At 52.6% G+C, this 19,211-nt stretch carries 16 protein-coding genes and 2 pseudogenes; 6 read left to right on the top strand and 12 right to left on the bottom strand.

All coding sequences use genetic code 11. The annotated features are described in order from the left end of the window. Positions 1–57: 57 nt before the first annotated feature. Positions 58–474: a small heat shock chaperone IbpA gene (ibpA, locus tag KQP84_RS21655; RefSeq protein ID WP_215848074.1), complete on the bottom strand. Its 417-nt coding sequence runs from the start codon at positions 472–474 to the stop codon at positions 58–60. A 285-nt stretch (positions 475–759) separates the two neighbouring features. On the opposite strand from ibpA, the gene KQP84_RS21650 reads away from it, so the two are divergent. Then, a complete protein-coding gene (locus KQP84_RS21650) occupies positions 760–1,122 on the top strand; it encodes a YceK/YidQ family lipoprotein (RefSeq protein WP_215848073.1) in 363 nt (120 codons plus the stop codon). Here the strand turns inward: KQP84_RS21650 and KQP84_RS21645 are convergent. The 11 genes and pseudogenes from KQP84_RS21645 to dnaA form a co-directional block, all read right to left on the bottom strand. Next, on the bottom strand, positions 1,103–2,353 hold the full coding sequence (locus KQP84_RS21645) for a YidR family protein (RefSeq protein ID WP_215848072.1): 1,251 nt from the start codon (positions 2,351–2,353) through the stop codon (positions 1,103–1,105). The two genes, KQP84_RS21650 and KQP84_RS21645, sit on opposite strands and share 20 nt — an antisense overlap. A gap of 66 nt (positions 2,354–2,419) precedes the next feature. Beyond that, positions 2,420–3,683: pseudogene (locus KQP84_RS21640) on the bottom strand (MFS transporter). A 130-nt stretch (positions 3,684–3,813) separates the two neighbouring features. Further along, complete coding sequence (gene dgoD / locus KQP84_RS21635; RefSeq protein WP_215848071.1) at positions 3,814–4,962, bottom strand: galactonate dehydratase; 1,149 nt, start codon at positions 4,960–4,962, stop codon at positions 3,814–3,816. Next, positions 4,959–5,576: a 2-dehydro-3-deoxy-6-phosphogalactonate aldolase gene (locus KQP84_RS21630; protein ID WP_215848070.1), complete on the bottom strand. Its 618-nt coding sequence runs from the start codon at positions 5,574–5,576 to the stop codon at positions 4,959–4,961. Before KQP84_RS21630 ends, dgoD begins: the two co-directional genes overlap by 4 nt. Further along, positions 5,560–6,435 (bottom strand): 2-dehydro-3-deoxygalactonokinase, encoded by an 876-nt coding sequence (locus tag KQP84_RS21625; RefSeq protein WP_215848069.1) that lies wholly within the window; start codon positions 6,433–6,435, stop codon positions 5,560–5,562. Before KQP84_RS21625 ends, KQP84_RS21630 begins: the two co-directional genes overlap by 17 nt. Continuing rightward, entirely contained in the window at positions 6,432–7,130 is a 699-nt protein-coding gene (locus KQP84_RS21620; protein WP_215848068.1) for a FadR/GntR family transcriptional regulator, read from the bottom strand. Before KQP84_RS21620 ends, KQP84_RS21625 begins: the two co-directional genes overlap by 4 nt. Before the next feature lie 152 nt (positions 7,131–7,282). Further along, positions 7,283–8,089: a sugar-phosphatase gene (yidA, locus tag KQP84_RS21615; RefSeq protein WP_215848067.1), complete on the bottom strand. Its 807-nt coding sequence runs from the start codon at positions 8,087–8,089 to the stop codon at positions 7,283–7,285. A 268-nt stretch (positions 8,090–8,357) separates the two neighbouring features. Beyond that, positions 8,358–10,766 (bottom strand): DNA topoisomerase (ATP-hydrolyzing) subunit B, encoded by a 2,409-nt coding sequence (gyrB, locus tag KQP84_RS21610; RefSeq protein ID WP_215848066.1) that lies wholly within the window; start codon positions 10,764–10,766, stop codon positions 8,358–8,360. 17 nt (positions 10,767–10,783) lie between these two features. Next, on the bottom strand, positions 10,784–11,869 hold the full coding sequence (gene recF / locus KQP84_RS21605; RefSeq protein WP_215848065.1) for a DNA replication/repair protein RecF: 1,086 nt from the start codon (positions 11,867–11,869) through the stop codon (positions 10,784–10,786). Positions 11,870–12,042: 173 nt separating this feature from the next. After that, a pseudogene (gene dnaN / locus KQP84_RS21600) lies at positions 12,043–13,142 on the bottom strand (DNA polymerase III subunit beta). A 4-nt stretch (positions 13,143–13,146) separates the two neighbouring features. Then, positions 13,147–14,550 carry a chromosomal replication initiator protein DnaA gene (gene dnaA / locus KQP84_RS21595; RefSeq protein WP_215848064.1) on the bottom strand — a complete coding sequence of 468 codons (1,404 nt, stop codon included), beginning with the start codon at positions 14,548–14,550 and terminating at the stop codon, positions 13,147–13,149. 596 nt (positions 14,551–15,146) lie between these two features. Between dnaA and rpmH the strand changes: the two genes are divergently transcribed. The 5 genes from rpmH to mnmE all read left to right on the top strand — a co-directional run bounded on the left by rpmH (position 15,147) and on the right by mnmE (position 18,988). After that, entirely contained in the window at positions 15,147–15,287 is a 141-nt protein-coding gene (gene rpmH, locus KQP84_RS21590; RefSeq protein WP_003023858.1) for a 50S ribosomal protein L34, read from the top strand. Positions 15,288–15,301: 14 nt separating this feature from the next. Next, entirely contained in the window at positions 15,302–15,661 is a 360-nt protein-coding gene (gene rnpA, locus KQP84_RS21585; protein ID WP_215848063.1) for a ribonuclease P protein component, read from the top strand. Then, positions 15,625–15,882 (top strand): membrane protein insertion efficiency factor YidD, encoded by a 258-nt coding sequence (yidD, locus tag KQP84_RS21580; protein WP_215848062.1) that lies wholly within the window; start codon positions 15,625–15,627, stop codon positions 15,880–15,882. The genes rnpA and yidD overlap by 37 nt, the downstream gene beginning before the upstream one ends. Positions 15,883–15,884: 2 nt before the next feature. Beyond that, entirely contained in the window at positions 15,885–17,531 is a 1,647-nt protein-coding gene (gene yidC, locus KQP84_RS21575; RefSeq protein WP_215848061.1) for a membrane protein insertase YidC, read from the top strand. A gap of 92 nt (positions 17,532–17,623) precedes the next feature. Then, positions 17,624–18,988 carry a tRNA uridine-5-carboxymethylaminomethyl(34) synthesis GTPase MnmE gene (mnmE, locus tag KQP84_RS21570; RefSeq protein ID WP_215848060.1) on the top strand — a complete coding sequence of 455 codons (1,365 nt, stop codon included), beginning with the start codon at positions 17,624–17,626 and terminating at the stop codon, positions 18,986–18,988. Positions 18,989–19,211 lie beyond the last annotated feature (223 nt).

Here is a 19,211-nt window from a genome sequence, read left to right as displayed (position 1 = left end):
TTATCTCATCGACTTTCTGTACCTGCGTAACGTCGCGTAAACGTGCGGCAGGGATTATTATTTCAGAATTTCAATGCGGCGTGGTTTCGCCTCTTCTGGAACGATGCGCTCCAAATCAATGCTTAACAGACCATTTTCAAGCCGTGCATCGCGCACGACGATGTGGTCAGCCAGTTGAAATTTACGTTCAAAATTACGCTCGGCGATGCCTTGGTAGAGATATTTACGCTCGACCTGCTCTTCAGGATGCGCACCGCGCACAATCAGCATATTGTCTTGTGAAGTAATATCCAGTTCGCTTTGTGCAAAGCCCGCGACCGCAATAGTGATGCGATAGTGATTTTCATCCACCAGTTCAACGTTGTACGGAGGATAACCGCCGTTGCTCTGGTTTTGGTTTGATTCGAGCAAGTTAAACAGGCGATCAAAACCGATAGAGGTGCGATAAAGTGGAGAGAGATCAAAATTCCGCATAATAAGACTCCTGAAATTCAGCAAGTTTTGGCAACCTTCCACTATTGGACAGGTTGTTCGGTCTTCGGCGTCCCTTTCGGCGACACCCTGCATGACCGTGATATAAAAATGGGTGCCAGCCAGCGACTTTCAAGGCCCCAAAAGCAATTTTTTCGCCAATCTGGTGAAATGACATACACTCAGGAATACCTTTGTCTGACCAAGGCGGACTTCACCGTAGAGTGATGACGTAGTCAGGCGAGCCAACTCAGTCAGGCGAATATCACGACTGAAGGGATGATGGAAATGAAAATAATGAAAACCTTACCGCTGGCAGGCATTGTCTGCTGCGCTATGGCGACAACAGGCTGTTCCAGCGTGATGTCACACACTGGCGCAAGCCAGGGTTATTATCCCGGCACGCGCGCCAGCGCTGATATGTTAGTGGATGACAACACCAGCTGGGCTTTGAAGCCGCTGGCATTGGTTGACCTGCCGTTCTCAGCAGTGATGGATACGCTACTGCTGCCATGGGATTATTATCGCAGCGACCACGATCAATCCCTCGACTCCCCACGTGCTCGCGTTTTGCGGAGCGAAAAGCTGGCACATACGCAAGAGAATCTGGCTCAGGCACAGCCGATGCCAACTATTCAGCCGCAACCTTAAACAGCTGACGCCAACCATTCACTTCACGCATATAAGCGATCTGTTTTCCGTCAGGTGACCACACAACGGCGTCGCCGGACGGCGCTTCATCGCTTTGAACGGTTAACCGCTGGCAATCACCGCTCGACACGTCGCAGCGCATCACACTGTTATCACACACAAATGCAATCGCCTTGCCCTCGGGATGCCAGCTGAACGCTGACTGAATGCTGCTCGCCAATTGGGTGATCTGCCGTGGCTCGCCACCGTTAGGCGAAACGCTCCATAACTGGATTACGCCTTGTCGATCTGCCTTTAAAAACGCGATGGCGCTGCCATCGGATGATGCACGCAACCAATGGCGTGGCTGCTGCGCCAAACCGCTAAAGGTGACGCGGCGCTGCGTGACGCCAGCGGGCGGTGCAGGCAAACAATCATTGCGGCCTTCCAGCGGTGTATCGCCAGCGCGGGCGTAATCCTCAAGCGCATCGGGTAGATCAACCACAAAAATGTCCGGCTGTTTATCCCCTTGCGGCGAGAGCGTGTCGCCAATAAAGGCGATCGCCCACCGTTGTTGGCGGCCATCCGGCTTTATATAGCCTTGATTGCCAATCCAGCACTCTTCGTAGGCACGATTAATGTCATCGCTGCCCGGTTTGGGCTGCGCCGTGGTGGCGCTCACCAATACACAGAAATGGCTGCCATCATATTCACGTGGATGATGTTTAGGTGGCGTGACCGCATGCAATGGCACAGCAATGCCGACATTGCGCAGATCCTGGCGCGTATCCCATTCATGCATCACATGGTCGTTATAGGTAAAGCTAAGGCGCGAGCCATCTGGGCTGAAAACGTGAACGTGAGAGCCGCCACGCAGCGCGCCGGCCGTAAACGGCGGCGTAATATCGCAGGCATCAAGATTCTGCGCTTCACCGTTTTGCACAATGACGCCGCGGCGATGGTGAAAATCGTAATGCCAGCTTTCGTCAGGATGTTCCGGGCCGTGAATGCAGACGTAGCGGGGTGGCAAATCTGGACTGACGGTGACGACGCCAACATGCGCCCCCTCTTTTGCCTGATACACCACCTCGACATCGCCACTTTCTACATTGACACGCTCAAGGGTTTCACCGGTAAATGACGCGCCTGAAGGGCGTACATCAAAGGCCAGCCATTGGCTGTCTGCGGTCCAGACGTTGATATTAGTGAGTTGGTGATGACGTGAAGCAAAGGTAAGTTGTTTTTCGCGCATGAGGGCAACCTGATCAGAGAGTTGCCCACACGCTACGCCAAATGCGTTAAAGATGCAGCTTCGAATTTACCTCTTTGGCAGGGGCTTCGCGTCCTTCAATGGCCTTTTTCTCCCCATCACCAAACCCAATATGCCGCCTAAAATCAGCGCGGCTGCCACAATTAACAAGCCATCGTTGTAGCTGTTGGTTGCGTCTTTTATACGTCCCATAATCGGGGAAAGCCCAAGCCAGCAATGTTCGCGACTGCGTTGATTAAGGCGATAGAGGCAGCACCGGCTACGCCAGAAATGGTTTCGGTAGTGACCGCCCAAAATACTGGCGTGATTGCCCAGTTCAGTCCCACCATCAACACCAGCAACAGGTAAGCTATCCATTGTTGCGAAACCGCCATCGCGGCCAACAGCAGCAAGCCGGAAGCCATCAGCGGCAGCCCCAAATGGCGTGCGCGTTCGCCGGTACGATCAGAATGTCGGCCATTGAAATACATAAAAATACAGGCAAACAGAAACGGCACCGCCGACAGTAAACTCACCATTAGATTGCTGCGATCTTCCGCTACGCCTTTAACAATCAGCGGCAGGAACAGCGTGACGCCGATGGTGCCAAATGCCTGCAGCAACCACAGCAAACTCAGCGCCCAGACACGACCGCTTTTTAATGCCACGCGCCAGTTGTGATGATGAATAGCGGAGTGCTGTTCGTCGCGGGCGATAGTTTGTGCCAGCCAGTTTCGCTGTTCAGCAGTAAGCCAGCGCGCTTTAGCCGGAGAATCGTCGAGATAAAACCAGGTCACAATGCCGAGGAAGAAGGCGGGGATCCCTTCCAACAGGAACAACCAGCGCCAACCCTCGACGCCCAGCATTCCGTGCATATTCAGCAAACTACCGGAAAGCGGCAGACCAATCACCGAGGCCAGCGCGGCGCCAATGTAAAACATCGACATGGCGCGAGCGCGGTCGCTGCGCGGATACCAGCAGGAGAGGTAATAAATGATGCCGGGCGTAAAACCCGCTTCCGCCGCACCGAGCAGAAAGCGCATCACATAGAGCTGGGTTGGCGTCTGCACCAGGCTCATACCCGCAGCAATAATGCCCCAGCTCACCATGATGCGCGCAATCCAGCGGCGGGCGCCAACGCGCGTCAGCAACACGTTGCTTGGCACTTCAAAGATGATGTAAGTGACGTAAAAATCCCGGCGGCAATGCCGTACATTTCGGCTGTCATCGCCAGGTCGGCGTTCATCTGTAGCGCAGCGACTGAGATGTTGGCGCGGTCAATGTAGGCGATCAGATAGAGCAACATGATGAACGGCATGATGCGTAAATTCATTTTTTGACGGTGCTGAGGTGCAGATGTTGTGTCATCGGAATGTCCTCACGTAGGGTGCAGCTGGCCTGGATTCCACGCTAGCGCGGAACCACAGAGATTTTTTAGTTATGCAGAGGGTTGAATTAACGCTTTACCATTCGGCGACAGAGCCGTCGACGTGGCGCCATAAAGGGTTGCGCCAGTCTGGCGCGTTGCGGCTGCGTTCGATCACCAAGGCTTCATCGATTTCTACGCCTAAGCCAGGTTTTAACAAGGGAGAAAACATGCCGTCATTCATGGCAAAATCCGCTTTGTTCACCACGTAATCCAGCAATTCTGCGCCCTGATTGTAGTGAATGCCCATGCTCTGTTCCTGGAACACGGCGTTATGTGAAACGAAATCAACTTGCAAACAGGCGGCGAGCGCCAGCGGGCCCAGCGGGCAATGCGGCGCGAGGCCAACATCATAGGCTTCGGCCATGGCGGCAATTTTCACACATTCGGTGATGCCGCCCGCGTGCGACAGATCAGGTTGCAGAATCGCTAAACCACCCGCTTCAAGCACGCGTTTGAATTCGAAACGCGAATACATGCGTTCACCTGCCGCGATCGGGATATGGGTTTGCGCGGCCAGGCGAGGATAATATTCTGCTTGCTCTGCCAGCACCGGCTCTTCAATGAACAGCGGGCGATAAGGTTCCAGTTCGTGGATCAGCAGCTTCGCCATGGGCGCGCTTACGCGACCATGAAAATCCAGGCCGAATTCAATTTGATTGCCAAAGGCTTCACGGATCTGGGCGACGGTATTGACCGCAGCATCTACCTTGCGGCTGCTGTCGATCAGACTCATCTCTTCACAGCCGTTGAGCTTGAACGTATCAATACCGATGGTGCGCAATTTTTCGATACCGGCAATCACGTCAGCGGGACGATCGCCGCCAACCCAGCTGTAGGCTTTGATTTTGTCGCGCACCAACCCGCCAAGCAGTTGCCAAACAGGCACACCCAAGGTTTTGCCTTTGATATCCCACAATGCTTGATCGATACCTGCTATGGCGCTCATCAAAATTGGCCCGCCGCGATAGAAACCGCTGCGATACATGACTTGCCACACGTCGTTGATACGCGCTGGGTCTTGACCGATTAACGCTTCACCCAGTTCATGGACTGCGGCCTCTACGCTGCGGGCTCGTCCTTCGATCACGGGTTCGCCCCAGCCCGATACGCCTTCATCCGTTTCAATTTTCAAAAACATCCAGCGCGGCGGTAAGCGGTAGGTCGTGAGCCTGGTAATTTTCATCGCGTTGCCTCCTCATAAGCCTGCACAAAGGCTTGCGCCTTCTCAATAGTCTGCGCCACCGATTGACCGGCACGATAGAGATCGCTGCCTAAACCGGCACCAATGCAGCCGACTGCCAGATATTCCGCCAGGTTCTGTGGCGTAACGCCGCCAACTGCAAATACCGGGATTTCAGGCGGCAGCACCGCTTTGATCGCTTTGATATAGGCCGCGCCAAAGGCTGAAGCGGGGAAAATTTTCAGCGCCTGCGCCCCTGCATTTACGGCGGTGAATGCTTCTGTCGCCGTGGCGCACCCGGCGGCAACCCACATGTTGTGTTTGACCGCCTGCTGAATGACTGCCGCATCGGTATTCGGCGTAACGATCAGGCGACAGCCGCTTGATGCCAGCTCATCAACCTGTGCGGTTTTCAACACGGTTCCTGCCCCAATCACTGCACGATCGCCGAACTGATGCACCATTTGTGGAAGGGTTTGCTGCCAGTTTGGTGAGTTAAGTGGGACTTCTATCGCATCAAAACCCGCATCAATCAGTGCGCGAATATGTGCTTCCGCTTCTTCCGGCTTAATGCCGCGCAAAATGGCAATCAGCGGTAATTTAATCGGTAAGTTCATCAACAATTCTCCGTATTCCTTGCTGGAAGGCACGATCGCCTTCCAGCCATTGCGTCGGGATATCGATCAGGGTGAAAGCATGCTGATAACGCTGCGCCAGCTGCATATTAGTCACCAGCGTTACCGGCGCGGCTAGCGCGAGCTGGCGCTGCTGGCTGGCAACCTCATGACCAATCAGCAGACCAGAAAGGAAATCGCTAACCGATTCGCGTGGTAGCGTACCCAACAGATGTTGTGCCCGGACCTCGAACAATCGCGACAAAATTGAGGCATCGTTAACACCGATTTCCAGCCCACGGTGAAAAGCCTGCGTATCATCGTGCTGTTCGGGTAAACCGTTGCCGATAAGCGATTGTTTAAGCAGTAAATGATGCAGTTCACCGGTCATGACGGTGCGGAAATCAACGATGCAGTCGCCTTCGGCAATCACCCATTTACTGTGTGTTCCTGGCATGACCGTAACGGCAGCAGGCGCCAATGCCTGGGCACCCAGCAGTTGCGTCTCTTCACCGCGCATCACGTTATGGTTATCGGCGTGGTTAATGCTCAATCCCGGCACAATCCAGCGGTTTTCGCCGACGTGAGTTAATTGTGCGGCAATGGATTCGAGTGGTAGCGGACAAGGAAGATAAGGCGCAGGTAGCCAGCCAACATTGCTGCCGACCATGCCTGCCATCACCACGGGTAATTCACTGACTGGCCAGCCGTGCACGATTTCGTCAAATACCTGTTGGTGGCTGCGACCGTTTAACCGCGTTACGCCTGCTTCTGAGCGTCGCGTCTCCTGGCATTCGCCATCCAGGTAAAACCAGGCGCGTAAATTGGTTGAACCCCAATCGATAGCGATATAGCGGCTCATGAGATTGCCTTTAAGCGCTGGGTTGAGCTGGCAATCATGGTGCGAGCTGCCGCTTCTGCTGCATCGGCATCCTGATGACGAATGGCCTCAAACAGCGTCTGATGCTCACGCAATGTTTGCGGCATATTGTCGCGATCGGGTTGGTAAGTGCGTTCAAATACCGCTTTTTGTAGCTGAACAATCGCGGTGCTGAGTTGCTGCAAAATAGGGTTGTGGACGGAGGTTAACAGCGCTTCGTGATAACGCATGTCAGCATCATTAAATGCCTGGCGATCGTGATGATGCGCAATCATGTCATTAAGCGCGTGCTCGATCTGGGCTAAATCCTGTGATGTGGCGCGTTCCGCTGACCAACGCGCCAGCTGCGGCTCCACTAATACACGCACGTCATTCATCGCTGCAATCAACTGCGGATCGTGGTTGTGCTTCAGCGACCATTGCAGCACGTCGCTGTCGAGGAAATTCCACTGCTGATGGGTTGTGACAAAGGCGCCGCGATAACGCTTAATTTCGATAAGCCGTTTTGCTGTTAGCGAGCGATAAACTTCACGGATTATGTTGCGCGACGTGGTAAAGCGTTCACACAGCTCCGCTTCTGCAGGCAGCGCCTGTCCGGGGGCAAACTGTCCAGAGACAATTTCTTCACCTAGCGTGAGAAGAATACGATCGGTTTTACTGACGTCCTGCTGATCCACGATTTATCTGCCTTTTCCTGAATGATGCGCAGGAAAGATTGTAGTACCACCTTGTTGGATGGTACTACAATGTTGATCACAAAACAGACACGTCGTCAGGTGGTGAGGAGCGTAGAATGAAGGGAAGTGGGCGGCGCCTGGCCGCCGAGAAATTAAAGGACTAACTCTTCAATCGCGTAAGCAACGCCATCTTCCATATTAGTTTTCGTGACAAACTGCGCGATTTTCTTAACAGATTCAATGGCATTACCCATTGCAACGCCGGTGCCTGCATATTCGATCATCGCTAAATCGTTTTCCTGATCGCCAATCGCCATCACTTCTTCCTGCTTCAGGCCGAGTTTTTCTGCCAGCATTTTCACGCCCTGACCTTTATTGACGCGACGGTCAAGAATTTCGAGATAGTAAGGCGCGCTTTTCAGCAGGGTGTAAGTCTCTTTCGCGTGGGCGGGCAAACGCTCAATAGCGGAATCCAGCAGCCCCGGTTTATCGATCATCATCAGCTTAGGAAAACGCATGTTGCGATCCATCTCTTCTACGGCGCGATAACGCACCGGAATGCCGGTCAGGCTAGCTTCATGAATGGTATATTCGCTGATATCTTTGTTTGGGGTATAAAGATGAGATTTATCAAAAGCCTGAAAATGTACGCCCAGTTCACGTGCCAGCTGCTCAACGTAAAGATAATCGTCGAACGTTAGCGTGACTTCTGCGACGCATTCGCCATCTTCCGCACGATGTACCAGCGCACCGTTATTGCTGATGCAATACTGGCCAGCTTGAAGATCAAGCTCCATCAAATAACGTTGCACGCCAACAAACGGGCGGCCGGTTGCCAGCACAATGGACACACCTTTTTGGCGTGCGTGATCAAGTGCTGCTTTTACTCCCGGCGTGATCAGATGTTGTGGGTTGAGCAGCGTGCCATCCATATCAATCGCAATCAGTTTAATTGCCATAACGTCCTCGTTGAGTCAGGGTTTTATTCAATGCTAGCGCGATTCAGCTCACATTGACCAGTTTATCGGCACGTTTGGCAACAGCTTCGGAATGGGGCGTAAAGCAAGAAAAAAGCCATCACGGATGTGATGGCGCATTAACCAGAGAGAATGTTGCGAGGAATCAACGGCTCATTGCGCCTGTTTTCGCTTTTCAAGTGCGCGACAGGCATAAAAAAACCCTTCCGAATAAGGAAGGGTTTTTCGTCGCGTCAGTGAATATCAACGATTAGATATCAATGTTTGCTGCTCTTAGCGCATTCTCTTCGATGAAGGCGCGGCGCGGTTCAACCGCATCACCCATCAACGTAGTAAACAGCTGGTCGGCAGCAATCGCGTCTTTAATGGTGACGCGCAGCATGCGGCGACTGCCTGGATCCATGGTAGTTTCCCACAGCTGCTCTGGGTTCATTTCGCCCAGACCTTTGTATCGCTGCACCGACAAACCACGACGCGACTCTTTTACCAGCCACTCAATTGCTTGTTCAAAGCTGGCAACAGGCTGTCTACGCTCACCACGTTCGATGAAAGCATCTTCCTCCAGCAAGCCGCGCAGTTTGCTGCCCAGAGCACAGATCTTGCGGTATTCTGGCCCCTGAATGAACTCCGCATCCAGCACATAATCGGTGTCAACACCGTGAGTACGCACACGTAAAACCGGTTCGAACAGATGTTCTTCACGGTTTTCACGGATCTGCGCAAAATAGGTGCTGCCGTGCGCTTCACGTTCAGTCAGATAGGAAACCAGGCCGTTTAACCAGTCTGTTACTTCCGCTTCATTACCCAACTCGCTGAGCGTTGCATGGTAAATCAGCGCACGTAACAGCGCGACCGGATAGCGGCGCTCCATACGTTTGATCATCTTCTGCGTGCTGTTGAAATCAGCCACTAAGGTTTCTAGCTGCTCGCCGCCGAGTGCCGGTGCGCTGGCGTTGGTGTGCAGCGTAGCGCCATCAAGCGCGATGGCGATTTGATACTGATCCATCGCTTCATCATCTTTGATGTACTGTTCTTGCTTGCCTTTCTTCACTTTGTAAAGAGGTGGCTGAGCAATGTAGACATGACCGCGTTCTACAATTTCTGGCATCTGGCGATAGAAGAAGGTCAACAGCAGCGTACGGATGTGCGAGCCATCGACATCAGCATCGGTCATGATAATGATGCTGTGATAACGCAATTTATCTGGGTTATATTCGTCGCGGCCAATGCCGCAACCCAGCGCAGTGATCAGCGTTGCCACTTCTTGTGAAGCGAGCATTTTATCGAAACGCGCTTTCTCAACGTTGAGGATTTTACCCTTGAGCGGCAGAATCGCCTGGTTTTTACGGTTACGGCCCTGTTTCGCCGAGCCGCCTGCGGAGTCACCCTCCACCAGGTAGATTTCTGACAGCGCCGGATCGCGTTCCTGACAATCCGCCAGTTTGCCTGGCAAGCCCGCCAGATCCAACGCGCCTTTACGACGCGTCATTTCACGTGCACGACGCGCCGCTTCACGGGCGCGTGCAGCATCAATAATTTTACCCACCACGATTTTTGCATCGCCTGGGTTTTCCAGCAGATATTCTGCCAGCAGTTCGTTCATCTGCTGCTCGACCGCAGATTTCACCTCAGAAGAGACCAGTTTATCTTTGGTCTGCGAGGAGAATTTTGGATCCGGCACTTTTACCGACACCACTGCAATCAATCCTTCACGCGCATCATCGCCGGTCGCGCTGACTTTGGCTTTTTTGCTGTAACCCTCTTTGTCCATATAGGCATTCAGGGTACGCGTCATTGCCGCGCGGAAGCCCGCAAGGTGTGTGCCACCATCGCGTTGTGGAATGTTGTTGGTGAAGCAGTAGATGTTTTCCTGGAAACCATCGTTCCACTGCAGCGCCACTTCCACACCGATCCCATCTTTTTCAGTTGAAAAATAGAACACTGTTGGGTGGATTGGGGTTTTGTTTTTATTCAGGTATTCAACAAACGCCTTGATGCCGCCTTCGTAATGAAAGTGATCGCTTTTGTCATCGCGTTTGTCTTCCAGGCGAATAGAGACACCTGAGTTCAGGAACGAGAGTTCACGCAGGCGTTTTGCCAGGATGTCGTACTCGAACGTAGTGACATTGGTAAAGGTTTGGTGGCTCGGCCAGAAGCGCACGCGCGTACCGGTCGCTTCAGTTTCACCGGTCACAGCCAGCGGTGACTGCGGCACGCCATGCTGATAGATCTGATGATGTACTTTGCCTTCGCGGCGAATAACCAACTCGAGTTTTTCTGACAAGGCGTTAACCACAGAAACGCCTACGCCATGCAGGCCACCAGAAACTTTATAGGAGTTGTCGTCGAACTTACCGCCGGCGTGCAGCACGGTCATGATCACTTCAGCGGCAGAGACGCCTTCTTCTTCGTGAATGCCGGTTGGGATACCGCGCCCATCATCTTGAACGGAAACTGAATTATCCGCATGAATGGTGACCATAATGTCACTACAGTGACCGGCGAGCGCTTCGTCGATTGCGTTATCCACGACCTCGAATACCATGTGATGCAGACCGGTGCCGTCATCCGTATCGCCGATATACATACCCGGGCGTTTGCGTACCGCATCAAGTCCTTTCAGAACTTTGATACTTGAGGAGTCATAAGAATTCGACATCAACGTTTCTCGCTCATTTAATCTTCAGGTTGAACCACTATTTTACCCTGTTCCACGCGGAACATCTTGCCCTTTTCGTCGCTCATGTCGATTACATGATCGGCAGAAATGGCGCTGACAAAGACTTGTGCTTGCGTGGCTTTTAACCGCTCCGCTAACAGACGGCGGCGGCTGTCATCCAGCTCAGAAGCAAAGTCGTCAATCAGGTAAAGACAGCGGCGTCCGCTCTGGCGCGTCAGGAACTCGCCCTGCGCCAAACGTAATGCACACATCAGCAGTTTTAACTGACCGCGTGAGAGTAAATCTTCCACCGGCGTCCCTTCAGCACGAATACGGAAATCCGCTTTGTGCGGGCCGCTGGCGGTGTAAGTTAAGGCACGATCGCGCTCGAAATTGCGTTCCAGCAATTCGCCGTAATCGCTTTCTTTATCCCAGCCGCGCTGGAATGAGAAGGCTAATTCAAACTCCGGCAAAAACTGGCCGCAAGTTGCAATGATTTCAGCAGATATAGCCGCGCTGTATTCAGCACGCCACTGGCTGATTTGTTCGGCCAGCGGCACCAATTCTTGATCCCACGGCCGAATTTGGCTGTAACGCGAAACCTGACGCAGCGCAGCGTTGCGCTGTTTCAGCAGGCGGCGCATATTGCTCCAGGCATTAAAGAAGCCGGGCGTATTATGAAAACAGCCCCAATCGACATAGGCTCTACGGTATTTGGGACCGCCATTAAGCAGCGTAAAGCCCTCAGGCGTGATCAGCTGCATCGGCAGCATTTGCGCCAGCTCCGCAACTTTATGACCATCGCTGCCGTCAATGCGTACCTTGCTTTCTCCGGCGCGATTCTTGGTCAATCCCACCGAAATTTCACGCTCTTTGCCTTCCAGGCGACCGTGCAGCACAAACGCGGCCTGGTCATGACGAATAATCCGTCCTGCCTGCAAACTGCGAAAGGCGCGTCCATGTCCCAGCGTATAAATGGCTTCTAACACGCTGGTCTTACCGCTGCCGTTTGCGCCGACGAGGAAGTTAAACCCCGGCGCTAGCGCTAAGTCGGCCTGTTCGATATTACGAAAATCTTTGATAAGTAGGCGGGTTAAAGCCATGAATCAATCCAGCAGAGAAGGGCAAGAAGAGGCTAAATCATCATTCCAGGCCGTCGGCAGCGCAATAAATCTGATTACGGCCAGCACGCAGACCCTGGGAGCATACTGAAGTAGGCTTCCAGGGATAGGCACTCTCCGCAACCAGAATGACAAGTAAGCCAGGCCGATAAGAATCAAAGACGCATTGGCATGACAACGTAGGCGGCGGCCGGACTGGCGACATCTTCAATTTGCACGCTGGAAATGGAGTCAGTCAGTAGTAAACGGACGTTCTCGCACTTCAGCGCATTGAGTACATCCAATACGTAACTGACGTTGAAGCCAATTTCCAATTCGCTGCCGTTGTATGAGACATCCAACATCTCTTCCGCTTCTTCCTGCTCAGGGTTGTTCGCCGTAATTTTCAGCTGATTTTCAGTGATATAGAGGCGAACACCGCGGAATTTCTCGTTAGAGAGAATCGCGGCACGGGCGAAAGCTTGTTTCAGCACGTCACAACCGGCTTCCAGTGCTTTGTCGGGGTTCTTCGGCAATACGCGACGATAATCGGGGAAACGACCATCAACAAGCTTCGACGTAAAGATAAACTCTCCGACATAGGCGCGAATATTGCTGCTGCCAATTTTTACCTGCAGCGGCGTTTCGCCGCCATCCAGCAAGCGCAGCAGCTCAATGACACCTTTACGCGGCACAATCACGGAATGGCTCGGTAAGGTCTGGTCAATCGGCATTGAACAAACCGCTAAACGGTGACCATCGGTAGCGACAGTGCGCAGCTCTTCACCTTCGGTTTCAAACATCATACCGTTCAGGTAATAACGCACATCCTGATGCGCCATTGAGAACTGCGTTGCTTCGATCAGACGTTTCAGTGTGGCTTGCGGCAGCGTAAATTCGACTTCGCTTTGCCAGTCATCCAGATTAGGAAATCGCTCGCGGGCAAGGTCGACAGCGAAAAACGGCTGCGTCCCGAACGAACCAGCATGCGATCGCCTTCCAGCGTGACGGTAATTTCTGCACCTTCCGGCAATCCACGACAGATATCGAGGAATTTACGCGCCGGGACGGTGGTGGCTCCGGGTTCATGCGCTTGCGTTAAAGCCACACGCGCCACCATCTCCATTTCTAAATCGGTACCGGTCAGCAACAACGATCCTTCATTAACCTGCATCAGCAGATTACCAAGAATCGGTAGCGTCGGGCGCCCACCTAGCGGACCGCTGACTTGTTGCAGCGGCTTCAGCAAATGCTCACGTTCAACAATAAATTTCATAGCGTCAGGAAGATAATGTTCTGATGAGATTAGAGAAATCTTCTTTAATATCGTGGCTCTCTTCGCGCAGCTGCTCAATTTTGCGGCAGGCGTGAAGCACCGTGGTATGGTCGCGGCCACCAAAAGCATCGCCAATTTCTGGCAAGCTGTGGTTTGTCAGCTCTTTCGCCATCGCCATCGCCATCTGGCGCGGACGTGCGACTGAACGTGAACGGCGCTTAGACAGCAAATCCGCGACCTTAATTTTATAGTACTCAGCGACCGTCTTTTGAATATTGTCGATGGTGACTAATTTTTCCTGCAATGCCAGCAAATCGCGTAACGCTTCGCGCACGAAGTCGATCGTTATGGCGCGACCGGTAAAGTTAGCATTGGCAATCACACGGTTCAGTGCGCCTTCCAGCTCACGTACGTTGGAGCGCAATCGCTTAGCAATAAAGAAGGCGACTTCACCGGGCAGGCGAATGTCATTTTCATCCGCTTTTTTCATCAGGATCGCAACGCGTGTTTCCAGCTCTGGCGGCTCGATCGCCACCGTTAAACCCCAGCCAAAGCGCGATTTAAGACGATCTTCGACACCGTTGATCTCTTTAGGATAACGATCCGATGTCAGGATGATCTGCTGATTGCCTTCTAACAAGGCATTAAAGGTATGGAAAAACTCTTCCTGAGAACGTTCTTTATTGGCAAAAAATTGGATGTCATCGATAAGCAATGCGTCAACCGAGCGGTAGTAGCGCTTAAACTCTTCAATGGCGTTGTTTTGCAACGCTTTTACCATGTCCTGCACAAAACGTTCAGAATGCATATAAACCACTTTAGCATTCGGTTTGCGCGCAATGATGCCATTGCCGACCGCGTGTAACAGGTGGGTTTTACCTAAACCGGTTCCACCATAAAGGAAGAGCGGGTTATAGGCGCCGCCGGGATTATCTGCCACCTGACGTGCCGCCGCGCGCGCCAGTTGGTTAGATTTACCCTCGACAAAGTTGTCGAAGTTATGGCGGTTATTCACATTTGAGCGATAAGTCACGTCAGCAGGCGCGGGAACGTTGTCCCAGCTTGGACGCAGAATTTGTGTGGGTGCTGGACGCGTATAAACGGGCGTTGGCGTGCTTACGCTAGCCATAACGGGCTGGCTGACGGCTGCCGTCTGCTGTACCGGACGCGTGCCGACTTCAAAACGCAGCAAGGGCACATGTGGTCCACAAAATTCATTCAATAGTGCATTAATACTGTTGAGGTATTTATCTCGAACCCAGTCGAGTACGAAGCGATTTGGAGCATACAAGGCAAGCGTATTGTCGTTTAACTCAGCCTGTAGCGGACGAATCCACATGCTGAATTCGGTGGCAGGAAGCTCATCCTGCAAACGGGCAAGACACTGTTGCCAAAGCGTAAGTGACACGGCGGACTCCACTCGTACAAATTCGAATAAGAATAGTAGGTGCTAAACTCAGAAACGTTCATTTTTGACACAGACGAAAGAAAGCGCCTGCGACCGCTATCAGCGGTTTTCCATCCTGCAATCACTGGAGGATCGTCAGCGGAAGGGCGGATCATAGCGCAAAGCGCGTCAGAGATCTTCCCTTTCTACACAGTTTTGATCCTTTTTATCCACAGGTTCAAGGCGCGGAGTGAAGTTTACGCTAGCTGGGGAAAAACCAGCAGGGTTCAGTATAAATGATGTGATTTTTCTAGCAGCTTCTCGTTTTGCTCGCAAGATCCTGCAATCTGATCACAATAAGATCCTGTGCGATCCTTGCGCTTTGGTACGGAGCCCGTATAATTCTCCCCCGGCGTTGTTGTGCTATGCCCAATGCCCGGACTCAGCGGGCTGTATCCGGGTTTCCAGGTACCGCGAATAGCGAAGTAAATTGACTCTGGACTGTACAATTATTACAATCCCGCCTCTTTATTAAAGACACATTGAGGCGTAGGTCGAATTACTGGCCCAAAAACGCGTCATCCAGTGAAAATTTTCAAGTTTAGGTAGAAATCGCCATGAAACGCACTTTTCAACCGTCCGTACTGAAGCGCAACCGTTCACACGGCTTCCGTGCTCGTATGGCAAATAAAAATGGTCGTCAGGTTCTGGCACGTCGTCGTGCTAAAGGCCGTTCTCGTCTGACCGTTTCTAAGTAATAAAGCTAACCCTGATGGGTAAGCTCGCATTTCCCAGGGAGTTACGCTTGTTAACTCCCACTCATTTCACTTTCGTCTTCCAGCAGCCACAACGGGCTGGCACGCCGCAAATTACTATTCTCGGCCGCCTTAACGCGCTGGGGCATCCCCGCATCGGTCTTACCGTCGCTAAAAAACATGTGAAACGCGCTCACGAACGCAACCGGATCAAGCGATTGACCCGCGAAAGCTTTCGCCTGCGTCAGCATGAATTACCCTCGATGGACTTTGTCGTGGTAGCGAAAAAAGGGGTTGCCGATCTCGACAACCGTACGTTGGTGGAAGCGTTGGAGAAATTATGGCGTCGTCACTGTCGCCTGGCGCGCGGCTCCTGATCGTCCTGATACGCGTCTACCAACGCGTTATCAGCCCATTACTGGGACCACACTGTCGGTTTCATCCGACCTGCTCTCAATACGGAATTGAGGCATTACGCAGGTTTGGCGTGTTAAAAGGCAGTTGGTTGACATTAAAACGCGTATTAAAATGCCACCCTTTGAACCCGGGTGGTGACGATCCTGTGCCGCCAAAAACCTTAGATACCAGAGAACATTAACGATGGATTCGCAACGCAATCTCTTTCTCATCGCTTTTCTGTTCGTGTCTTTCATGATCTGGCAAGCCTGGCAGACGGACCACGCTCCGCAGCCACAGCAGACTCAGACCACGCAAAACACTAACAGCACAGCGGGTGATGCCGCCAGTCAAGGTGTACCGGCCAGCGGTCAGGGCAAAACGATCACCGTTAAGACCGATGTCCTGTCATTAAATATCAACACCCGCGGTGGCGATGTTGAGCAAGCACAACTGCTGACTTTCCCAGACAAACTGGGTTCTGATCAGCCGTTCCAGCTGCTCGAAACCACGCCAGGTTTTATTTACCAGGCGCAAAGCGGCTTAACCGGCCGTAATGGTCCAGATAATCCGAACAACGGTGCGCGTCCTTTATTTACCTCATCGCAAGATCATTTCGAACTGGCTGATGGTCAGACCGAACTGCGTGTGCCGATGACCTTTACCGCCGAAAATGGCGTGGTATACACCAAGACTTTTGTGTTCAAACGTGGCGAATACGCGGTGAACGTTGATTACAACGTCAACAACACCACCCAGCAACCGCTGGAAGTATCACTGTTTGGTCAGCTGAAGCAAACCATTGATCTGCCAAAGCATCGTGATACCGGCAGCAATAACTTTGCTCTGCATACTTTCCGTGGTGCGGCTTACTCGACCAGCGATGAGAAATACGAAAAGTATAAATTCGATACCATTGCGGATAACGAAAACCTGAACATCACCACCAACAATGGTTGGGTGGCGATGCTGCAGCAGTATTTTGCTACTGCATGGGTACCGCGTACCGCAGGCAGTAACGCGCTTTACACCAGTAACCTGGGTAACGGTGTTGCTGCAGTAGGCTATAAGTCTGCGCCAGTGACTATCGCCGCCGGTTCGCAACAGAACCTTGGCGCGACGCTGTGGGTTGGCCCGGAAATTCAGGACAAGATGGCAGCCGTTGCGCCGCATCTGGACCTGACAGTCGATTATGGTTGGTTGTGGTTCATCTCTCAGCCGCTGTTTAAATTACTGAAATTCCTGCACAGCTTCATCGGTAACTGGGGCTTCTCCATTATCGTGATTACCTTCATCGTGCGCGGCATCATGTACCCGCTGACCAAAGCGCAGTACACCTCGATGGCGAAAATGCGCATGCTGCAGCCGAAAATCCAGGCAATGCGTGAGCGCCTGGGTGACGATAAGCAGAAGCAGAGCCAGGAAATGATGGCGCTGTATAAAGCAGAAAAAGTGAACCCGCTGGGTGGTTGTCTGCCGCTGGTGATTCAGATGCCAATCTTCCTTGCTCTCTACTATATGTTGATGGGCTCGGTTGAACTGCGTCATGCACCGTTCGCGCTGTGGATTCATGACTTGTCTGCGCAGGATCCGTACTACATTCTGCCGATTCTCATGGGTATCACCATGTTCTTCATTCAGAAGATGTCACCGACCACCGTGACCGATCCGATGCAGCAGAAGATCATGACCTTCATGCCGGTTATCTTTACCGTGTTCTTCCTGTGGTTCCCTTCAGGTCTGGTGCTGTACTACATCGTCAGTAACCTGGTAACGATTATTCAGCAGCAGCTGATTTATCGTGGCCTGGAAAAACGTGGTCTTCACAGCCGCGACAAGAAGAAAGCGTAAGGCATTAAGGCGGGAGACATCCCGCGTTAAAACGGTCTATCCTGAGGCGGTCAAAGCGACCGCCTTTTGTTTTTTGTAGTGAGAGAGAATTTATGAGCCACAGCGATACTATCGTTGCCCAGGCCACGCCTCCCGGACGCGGCGGCGTGGGTATTCTGCGTATTTCCGGCGCGCGTGCAGCTGAGGTTGCGCAGCAGGTGTTGGGCAAACTGCCTAAGCCGCGCTATGCCGACTATCTATCCTTTAACGATGCCGACGGCAGCGTGCTGGATCAAGGCATCGCGCTGTGGTTTCCGGGCCCTAACTCGTTCACGGGTGAAGATGTGCTGGAGCTGCAAGGTCACGGCGGGCCGGTAATTCTCGATTTATTACTGAAGCGTATTGTGGCGTTACCGGGACTGCGTATTGCGCAGCCGGGTGAATTTTCTGAACGCGCTTTCCTGAATGACAAACTCGATTTAGCGCAGGCTGAAGCGATTGCTGACCTGATTGATGCCAGTTCAGAACAGGCGGCGCGTTCTGCGGTTAACTCATTGCAGGGTGCGTTTTCTACCCGTATCAACCATCTTGTGGAAGCACTTACGCACCTGCGAATCTATGTCGAAGCGGCCATTGATTTCCCGGATGAGGAGATCGATTTTCTTTCTGACGGCAAAATCGAAGCGCAGCTAAATACAGTGATTGGCGATCTCGACAGCGTCCGCGCTGAAGCGCGTCAGGGCAGCCTGCTGCGGGAAGGAATGAAAGTGGTGATTGCCGGACGTCCTAATGCCGGAAAATCCAGCCTGCTGAATGCGCTGGCAGGACGTGAAGCCGCCATCGTGACTGATATTGCGGGAACCACGCGCGATGTCTTGCGTGAACATATCCATATTGACGGTATGCCGCTGCATATCATTGATACCGCCGGATTACGTGAAGCCAGCGATGAAGTGGAACGTATCGGTATCGAACGTGCCTGGCAGGAAATTGAACAGGCCGACCGCGTGCTGTTTATGGTCGATGGCACCACCACCGACGCCACAGAAGCCGCCGCCATCTGGCCCGATTTTGTTTCTCGTTTACCCGCTGAATTGCCGATTACCGTGGTACGTAACAAAGCCGATGCTACAGGCGAAACGCCGGGATTGAGTGAAGTAAACGGTCACTCATTGATTCGGCTATCAGCGCGCACCCGTGAAGGTGTTGATGAGTTACGTGATCATCTGAAACAAACCATGGGATTTGCTGGCAACGTGGAAGGCGGATTCCTTGCTCGTCGTCGCCATCTGCAAGCGTTGGAGTTAGCGGCGACGCACTTACTTCAGGGTAAAGATCAGCTGCTGGGTGCATGGGCGGGTGAATTGTTGGCAGAAGAGCTTCGTCTCGCGCAGCAGGCATTGAGTGAAATCACCGGCGAGTTTACCTCTGACGATTTGCTGGGGCGGATCTTCTCCAGTTTCTGTATTGGTAAGTAGCATTCAAATTCCTTCTCCGGCGGTAAACGGCCGTCGGAGACCCTCACTTGAGCGCTAGCCTTCCCCTATTCAACGTTTTTCCTACATTCTTGCGTAGCACTTATGACGCAGCGACAAGCCTAATGGCTTTGGTCAGTGTCTTGAGATGCCCCATCCTGCGCTCCTTCGCTGTGGCTTAATAGCCCTTTCTCTGCATGCATTATTGCGACAATGTTATTTGGCT

The organism is Candidatus Pantoea bituminis (assembly GCF_018842675.1).
In the GTDB taxonomy this organism is placed as follows: domain Bacteria; phylum Pseudomonadota; class Gammaproteobacteria; order Enterobacterales; family Enterobacteriaceae; genus Pantoea; species Pantoea phytostimulans.
Note: the sequence above shows the minus strand (reverse complement) of the source record. Positions and strands in the feature narration are given on the sequence as shown.